The sequence below is a fragment of the Wolbachia endosymbiont of Tuta absoluta genome (genome assembly GCF_059414725.1).
The window spans coordinates 1-1,631 of the sequence record NZ_JBNRJY010000243.1 but is presented as its reverse complement, the minus strand read 5'-3'; the positions used below and the strand labels follow the sequence as shown (position 1 = coordinate 1,631).

The following is a 1,631-nucleotide window of genomic DNA, read 5'->3' as shown; positions in this document are numbered from 1 at the left end:
TATTGGAAAAGGAATCTTTTTACTCATAAGTTCATAACATTAAAAGGAGTTCTGACTGCGATATTAGATTTTACAGAATTGTCAGAAATTTGGGCTAGTTGCATGGGCCGTGATCGATCCTGAAGATTTGATTTTTGACTTGAATACTGCATTAATAAGACTGCCATGTTCAAGTGTTAAAGATGATTGTGAGACTGAAAGAGCTACTGCATAACATTGTAAATGCTGACTTTGATATTGAAATCAAAGGCGTCACATGTAATCCTAAGAGAGTTAAAGAAGGTTACCTTTTTGTTTGTGTGTCAGAAAGGAGTAAAGAACACGTAACATGTCTTCCTAATGGATGTGTACACAACTGTGTAGACGTTGTAATACAAGGGGCCAAGAAAGATGTCATCCCAGTGCTCAGACACTGGGATCCAGAAAATTTAATTGTAAACAAGCATACTAGACAATTGTATAATGAAAACTGGATTCCAGTGTCCGCTACTCGAATGACAAGTACTCCAAGTTTTGCAGTGCTTTACCACTCGGACCCTCAAGGAATATACAGTGAAATAGTCAGCAGGTTTTATCAATTCAAACAACCTAAATATGTTGCTGCTGTAACTGGTACGAATGGTAAAACTTCAGTGGTGGAATTTTGTCGCCAGATTTGGCAAGATAATGTAGCGTCTATAGGAACACTGGGAACATGTGTCAATAATAATAGAAAAGATAATAGCCTTACAACGCCAAGTGCAGATGATCTTTATTCCACATTGCGTGACATAAATAATAAGAACGTAGAACACTTAGCATTAGAAGCTTCAAGCCATGGAATCGATCAATACAGAATCCATGGACTCAGGCTCAATGCTGCAGCTTTTACTAATTTCTCTCAAGATCATTTGGACTATCACAAAAGTATCGATGAGTATTTTGAGGCCAAGAAAAGGTTGTTTGATGAGGTATTGCCAAAAGAAAAAACAGCGATTTTAAATGCAGATATAGGCGAATATGGAGAGTTGCTCAACATAGCTGAAAAGCGTGGCAACAAAGTTATAACCTATGGAAAAAAAAACTCTGACATTACTTTATTAAAGCAGATACCCACTGCCAATGGTCAATACCTGACAATTCAAATCGGTGATGAAATTTATAACGCATTTTTTCCGATTTTTGGGCAATTTCAAGCATATAATTTGTTGTGTGCAATCGGTATAGTTATTTCATCTGGTATGGACTATCAAAGAATGTGTATAGATAAACTCGCTTCTCCATCTGGAAGAATGGAAAAAGTGAACACTTTTGCATTTGTCGATTACGCTCATACTCCAAGTGCACTCAAACAAGCTCTGTTGTCTTTAAAATGGCACTTCAATAAAAAGATAGTTCTAGTGTTCGGTTGTGGCGGGAATCGTGATCAAACAAAACGTGCAGAGATGGGTAAAATAGCACAAATGCTTGCAGGTAAAGTTATAGTCACAGATGACAATCCGCGCGATGAAGATCCGGGGAAAATTCGTCACGATATTTTGTTACATTGCCCTGATGCACTGGAGATAGGAGATAGAAAAAAAGCTATAGAGAAAGGTATAAATATAGCACATGATGAAAATATGATTCTGCTAGTTGCAGGAAAAGGACAT

1 protein-coding gene is annotated in these 1,631 nt (G+C 37.2%); it reads left to right on the top strand.

Features of this window, described 5'->3' with window-relative positions:
- Window positions 1–182: 182 nt before the first annotated feature.
- Window positions 183–1,631: Mur ligase family protein (locus ACJ5GX_RS02705; RefSeq protein WP_495292678.1), on the top strand; the 1,449-nt coding region annotated here is incomplete at its 3' end.